The 6,652-nt window shown below is 41.6% G+C and carries 6 protein-coding genes and 1 pseudogene; 6 read left to right on the forward strand and 1 reads right to left on the reverse strand.

Annotated elements, in window-relative coordinates:
* Positions 1 to 999 (reverse strand): IS110 family RNA-guided transposase (locus tag O9139_RS24135; protein WP_270884305.1); only part of this gene is annotated, 999 nt, incomplete at its 3' end.
* A gap of 775 nt (positions 1,000 to 1,774) precedes the next feature.
* Between O9139_RS24135 and O9139_RS24140 the strand changes: the two genes are divergently transcribed.
* The 6 genes and pseudogenes from O9139_RS24140 to O9139_RS24165 form a co-directional block, all read left to right on the forward strand.
* A complete protein-coding gene (locus tag O9139_RS24140) occupies positions 1,775 to 2,332 on the forward strand; it encodes a TetR/AcrR family transcriptional regulator (protein WP_270884317.1) in 558 nt (185 codons plus the stop codon).
* Positions 2,333 to 2,404: 72 nt separating this feature from the next.
* Positions 2,405 to 3,583 carry an MFS transporter gene (locus O9139_RS24145; RefSeq protein WP_270884318.1) on the forward strand — a complete coding sequence of 393 codons (1,179 nt, stop codon included), beginning with the start codon at positions 2,405 to 2,407 and terminating at the stop codon, positions 3,581 to 3,583.
* A gap of 45 nt (positions 3,584 to 3,628) precedes the next feature.
* On the forward strand, positions 3,629 to 4,051 hold the full coding sequence (locus tag O9139_RS24150) for a universal stress protein (RefSeq protein ID WP_270884319.1): 423 nt from the start codon (positions 3,629 to 3,631) through the stop codon (positions 4,049 to 4,051).
* 65 nt (positions 4,052 to 4,116) lie between these two features.
* Positions 4,117 to 4,836, forward strand: a complete 720-nt coding sequence (locus O9139_RS24155; protein ID WP_270884320.1) for a hypothetical protein — start codon at positions 4,117 to 4,119, stop codon at positions 4,834 to 4,836.
* Between the two features lie 469 nt (positions 4,837 to 5,305).
* Complete coding sequence (locus tag O9139_RS24160) at positions 5,306 to 5,569, forward strand: hypothetical protein (RefSeq protein WP_270884321.1); 264 nt, start codon at positions 5,306 to 5,308, stop codon at positions 5,567 to 5,569.
* 143 nt (positions 5,570 to 5,712) lie between these two features.
* Positions 5,713 to 6,652 (forward strand): annotated as a pseudogene (locus O9139_RS24165) (IS110 family transposase); the annotation flags it as partial.

Raw genomic sequence — 6,652 nt, forward strand, 5'->3', positions numbered from 1 at the left:
ATGCTTAGTGATTTTATTTTGGGTAGCTACAAACTTGCCTGATGAAAAAACACTTGGATCAACACCGGCAAAGGCCACCAGTTTCTTTGCGTGATCAAACCGATCGATTTCCCCGATCTCAGCTAAAATTGTTGCAGCAATCTTAGTGCCAATACCGGGTATCGATTGGATTAAATCATATTCTAGTAATTCTTCAGCCAGGGCTTCTACCGATTTATCAAGGGTTGCTAGATGGTCCTGGTATTGAAGAAGCAATTTGATGAGCTGCTGCATGGAGATCAAATGGCTTGAAAAAGCCGTCTCCTTAAAGGGATTTCGCTTTGCTGCAGCCCCTAAGATTTGAGCGCGTTCCAAGCACCATGAGACGGATCTGCCGCGTCCAGTAAGACGTCCGATTGCAGTTGTAATCTCCAACTCGGACATTTCTAGGACCTCTTTAGATGTCGGGTGTAAAGCCAGAAATCGAAGGGAAACCTTTGAATAAAGGTCACCAAACACGCCATGATATTCAGGAAATACTTGATCCAGAATAGCCTGAAACTGTAGTTTTGTTTGGACATACATACCCGTTAAAGATTCATGTTGGCGTGTTAGATAGCGTAAGTTCATTAGATGTTGACCCCGCTTTTTGTAGGGTTCAAACTCTTCTTTATAGAACAGCGTCCCTAATAGATGGGCATCAGCAGCATCCGTCTTCAACCGTCGCAAATTGGTTTTCTTGGCGTTATGTGAGATTAAAGGATTAATGACGATGTTCAAATACTGGTGCTCATCCAGAAACTGAACAACGGAGCTATGATAATGGCCTGTTGCTTCCATAACAATGGCGGGACGTATCCCTGCAGCTGATTCCACTCCTTTAATATAATTTAGAAAAGACGCTAACCCTTCAAGATCATGATTAAACCTAAAGATCTTCCCATAAGGTACTCCGCGGTCTAAAAAAGCTTGTGCGTGGCTCTCTCCCTTTGATACATCCAAACCAATGACTGGATTCATGTCATCACTCCCGTAGTATTTTCACCGGCAACCCCTAACCTTCTTGTCTTCCACACTATCGCATGTGATACGGGATCACGTCCCAACCAGCCTAACCATGGTTTAACAAGTAGGGGGGATGAACTGAATAGCTCTCGGGATCCAGGTCCCACGGGCAGAATCGTTCGATCCCCGGCTACCGCTATCTTACGACCATACAAAAATGAGGTCGACCAGAAAGTTCTGGTGACCTCATAATACGAACGGGCAGGAGAGCTCAATAATAATATTTGGTCTATTGGAGATAATGAGCGCATCTCACTTGAACGAGGTGTTATGTTATTTTGACATTGGACAGAATCATATTGATCGGTATATGGATTATAATGAGTGTGCTTTTAATTCTGATGGTCCCCCGCAATAAAATCCGAGAGGCGTTCGTAATCTTCTCGTTTAAATCGCCCGACATGGCTTAAGGCACAGCGTTGGATCATGTCCGGCGTATTGACAGGACTTGCTGTTAAGATGGCTGTCCAACGTAGGTAAATGACGAGCAGTTCGCCACGGTGATTGTTTGAATCACTAAAGCTGCAGGCGAGCCAGATGCAACCGACATAAATTTTCCCCCAAACAAGAGCTTTGCATTGTTATTATGGGCAAATTTGGATGATTCTATGTATGAAAAGGGCTGACTGATTGTCGAAAAGGGGTAGCCCGTAATGAGCATTATCGTAAGATGAATTTGAATATCCTCGTTCGGCTTGACACTTACCTACTAGTAAGTTAGAATGTTGTTATGGAAAATCGAAAAACACAAATATTAGATCTCGCACTAAAACTTATTCGAGAAAAAGGTTATGTTGCCATAAGTTACGATGATTTATCCAAACAACTGGGTGTAACCAAGGCAAGCATTCATTATCATTTTGAAAAAAAGGAGGATTTAGGAGTTGCCGTTACCGAGCGGATGCAACAAAATTTAGAGAATCTCTTACTATTCATAAATAATTCTACGATGACAGTAGAAGAGAAACTTATGCATTTCATTGCAAGACAAATTGAAATAAGCGGGGAAGGGATATGTCCAATATCGTCTTTCCAATCTGATTTTGTATCCTTACCTGATATTATAAGACAAAAAGTACAGGAGGTAAGTAAGTTTGAATTAAACGTTTTAATAAATATTCTTACAGAAAGGTACAATGAAGATATCGTTCAAAAATCAGAAGATGTTGAATCATTAGCTTATACCATACTGTCATGTATAAAAGGTGCTTTGCAATATAAACGTACATTGGGAAAGGATGTATTATCTCAAGTTCTAAATCAGATAAACCGTCTTATTAGAAGTTAAAAGGCGGTTTATCTATTAATTAAACTTATCAACTAGTAAGTAAAATTAAAATGAAAAGTAGGAAGTACTGAAATGAAAAGAATGCTTTGGGTTTTTCTAATAATGTCCTGCTGTGCTACGTTTATTACACCGTTATTTCCTTTATATAGTGAACATTATCGATTGAGTAGTCTGCAAATTACCATTTTGTTTGCTATTTATGCTGCTTTCCTGCTTCCGACATTGCTTGTCGTGGGAGCCAAAGGCAGCGCTTGGGGTTTGAAAAGAGTACTTCGCGGCAGTGTCTGGATCTCCATCGCATCAACTATGCTCTTATTAGGAAGTATTGATGTTTGGATGTTATATGCTGCAAGGATATTGGAAGGTGTTGCTTATGGCGCATTTACGGGTACTGCCGCTACTTTTTTAATAAAACAAATCTCTCCAAATAAAGTGAGTACAGCGATAAAGTTATCTGGAGCAACGATACTCATCGGCTTTGGCCTAGGTCCAGCTATTGCTGGTTTAATCTTGCAATATTTACATCTGCAGCCACTTCGAGTACCATACTGGTTTCTACTTGTAATGCTAATTTCTTCATTATTAATTCTGGAAACTCTTCCTAAGCAGGAGGTTTCCCTGATGCAAAAACCGGTTAAGTCTAAGATTTCACTCGGTGTGCCGGATAGTATTCGTTCACATTTTTGGTCATTTGTTGCACTGCCGATCTTTACTGTTTTCACAATTCAAGGAATAGCATTTTCTCTAATACCTTCTTTCATCAAAAATGTTATTCACACTTCAAACCTCTCCTTTTCTGGGCTATTAATTTTGTTGCTTCTTGGAGGAGGGGCCATGGCTCAGTACGTTCCTTGGCCGAGTAATCCAGTCTCACGGATGCGCTTTGGAATCTTACTACTTGCTATTGGATCATGGGGCATAGTATTTTCTGGTCTGACAGCCAATTTATTTTTGCTCTGGACTGGCATATTCTTTCAAGCAATCGGCGGTGGGTGGACGTTTCAAGTTTCTTTGAGGTTTGCCAGTCAATTGCCGAAATCAGAAGAACGTCCACGAGTTATATCGGCTTTTTACTTATGCGCCTACTCCGGATTCATTGTACCGGTTGTTGGTGTCGGAGTCCTGTCTCAATTTTTTAATTTAAACTTCTCGTTGATTCTACTAAATTTGTTTGCTGCTCTAATCGTTATCTATGTGTTGATTTATTCAGTCAAATTTAATCGTTATTATTCTAAAGTTACATCACCGTAATCATTCTTAAATAAATCATGAATTGATAGATAGGAGAATGACAACATGTATGAACGTTTTTTGGTTCCAGTTGACGGTTCCGAACACTCCAAACATGCATTGAAATCGGCTCAATGGCAAGCACAAAACGCCGGGAAAAATGCCCGCATAACGCTGCTTCATATCATCCCTAGGAATAATATCAATACAATTGCTTACGGGGTAGATCTCGAACAATTGCAAGAAGAGGAAGCTAGAAGGATTTTAGAAGAATCCGCACAGGTCCTCTCAGGGTCATCTATAGAAAATGATAGTGAATACTATATTGGAGATCCTGCAGAGTTAATATGCAAGAAGGCAAAAGAAGGAGATTACGACCTTATCGTAATGGGTAGCAGGGGACTCAGCCTTTTCTCAGAGTTATTCGTGGGAAGTGTAAGCCATAAAGTGGTCCAGCACGCTCATTGTGCTGTAATGATTGTAAAGTAAATGGAAGGTGATTTATTAAAACTCATTGGCATTATCGAATCTTCTATCAACTTAAGGAGGAGCATATGAACAACCTATTGGCAAAAGTCGTTGACGCGCACGGTGGAATCGACCAATGGAAAAAATTTAGTTCACTGACTGCCACGATCGTCACCGGTGGCGGATTATGGGCAATGAAAGGACTCGTACAAGATTCCAATCCTCGTGAGATGACAGTCGCTCTACATTCGGAAATCGCTTCTGTTACTCCCTTTGGTCAACCGGATTGGCGTACAGCCTTTACGCCTGATCGTATTGCGATTGAGACCCTCTCTGGGGAAACCGTCCGTGAGCGAGAAGATCCAAGGTCCTCATTTGCTAACCACACTATGAACACACCGTGGGACCAGCTTCATCGAGCATATTTCAACGGGTACGCTATGTGGACATACCTGACAACGCCTTTTTTTATGGCCATGCCAGGATTCGAGGTCAACGAAATCCCGCCCTGGCAAGAAGGCAACGAGTTCTGGCGCGGCTTGCGTGTGCGGTTTCCCGAACATATTGCCAGTCATAGCAAGGAGCAAGACTTTTACTTTGGTGATGATTTGCTGCTGCGCAGGTTCGACTACCATGTTGATGTCTCAGGTGGCTTTCCAGCGGCGCAATATGTCTACGACTTCGTCGAGATCGAAGGGCTTCGTTTCCCGACAAAACGCCGCGCATATTTTCGTGGACCCAAACTGGAGCCAGTCAAGGATCTGCTGCTAGTCTCGATTGATCTCAGCAACTTCCGGTTCAGTTGAATTCTGAATTAAAGGTTCGATCTCCCTTGGTTCCACCCAATAACCCTAAATGTAATTTAATTTGGTGAGACGACTCTAAAAGGGGTAACCAAGGGGAATGAAACACGCCGAATAGGCGTGTTTTTGGCATAATAAGCATCATTATCATGAGCAGTACAGGTTTTATGAATTTTCGATTGACGCGGGAATACAATTGCTTCACTTCAGGATCCCGATTCCAGACCTTCCTTTGATATGATTTAATCAACAAAAATATTTTTCCACCTTGTTTAGATAGCTCGCTCAACAAACTAGTTACAAATTTACGAGTCGATGTGGCTCGATGATTATCTGCCATACGCTGTCTTTGGTTGTGTGGTCGTTCCAACAATGGAAGAGCTTCTCCAAAATGAATGGCATAGCCCCATAATGAATAGGGCTGCTGGCTGCCGTTTTCGTTGAAGTAACGGGCAGAATATTTGAATGACGCATGGTGAACAATGTATTAAAATACATGCTTAAATGGAGTTCTTATGAATGGATTTTGGAACAAGGCATAGGCATTCAGGTGGATAAATATTATTTTCATCCCTGTGCTTCTCCTTTTGATTTTAGTAATACCATTTTCGTTTACGCACAAATCGGTGGATCGCATGAGGAGAATATTTACATTGAATTTACTATAGGAATGAACGCTGTATTCATATTTACTGAAGGGCTAAGAGAGCTATTAAATAATGAGGATATTTACTAATATTCATTGCGCTAACGGGACACGTTAGCATTCCTGTAGAGCGTTAATCTTAAGCTTTGCAAAAAAACAAGCGCCTCGGTACGATGGGAGTACGCAACGGGTCATAGCCCTTAAAATCCCATCATCCAGGAGGACGCTCTACTATGAAGTTTAAAGCTCAGAACAAACAAAATCAACTCATTGAAAAAAATTACCGCTCAGCATCTCGTTGTCGGGATCGACATCGCTCAACAAGCACATGTCGCACGTGCAGTTAATTTTCGTGGAATCGTGGTCGGTAATCCAATATCCTTTACGAATGATGAAGAAGGATTTCAAAATCTTCTTCGATGGATTCATTCACTGCAAGCAGCTCATAGCCTTAGTTCGGCTATTGTTGGCATGGAACCTACCGGTCATTACTGGCTAAACGTCTCTAAATGGCTCTCCGAGCGTGAATATGAAGTTGTTCTCGTTAATCCTCATCTTGTAAAAAAGAATAAAGAAAACCGCGACAATACGCCATCAAAGAGCGACAAAAAGGATGCTCTGGTCATCGCTGACATGGTTAAGAACGGCTACTACTCATTCACTCGCAACACTCCTGAAGCCTTTGAAGAACTTCGAGTCTTTCTCTCAAACAGGGACTCTGTCGTGACGAGACTCGTTAGTGCTAAAAACCAAATCCATCGTTGGGTTGACGTTGTGTTTCCCGAGTTGCGGCAAGTCTTTAAAGACCTTATGTGCAAAGGCTCATTGGCCACATTACGACTTTTTTCAACACCTGAAGAAATGAAGAAATTAGAGCCTCAAGATGTGGTATATGGATGGAAGTCCCTAATGAAACGTCAGCCTGGCGAAAGAAAGGCTCTAGCACTAATTGCTCTTGCTAGTCATTCTGTTGGTTCTAAACAAGCTACATATGCGTACAAGCTTCATTTAAAGCAGCTTCTGGCCGAATACGATCTTGCGTGCGAGCAGCTTAAAATAGTAGAGGCAGAGATTATTACTGTTTTAGACCGCATTCCTTTTGCTAAATCAATGCTTGCTGTTAAAGGGATTAACGCGATTTCACTTGCAGGTATTCTTGGTGAAGCAGGGGAT

It is taken from the genome of Paenibacillus aestuarii (assembly GCF_027789125.1).
Classification (GTDB): domain Bacteria; phylum Bacillota; class Bacilli; order Paenibacillales; family NBRC-103111; genus Paenibacillus_E; species Paenibacillus_E aestuarii.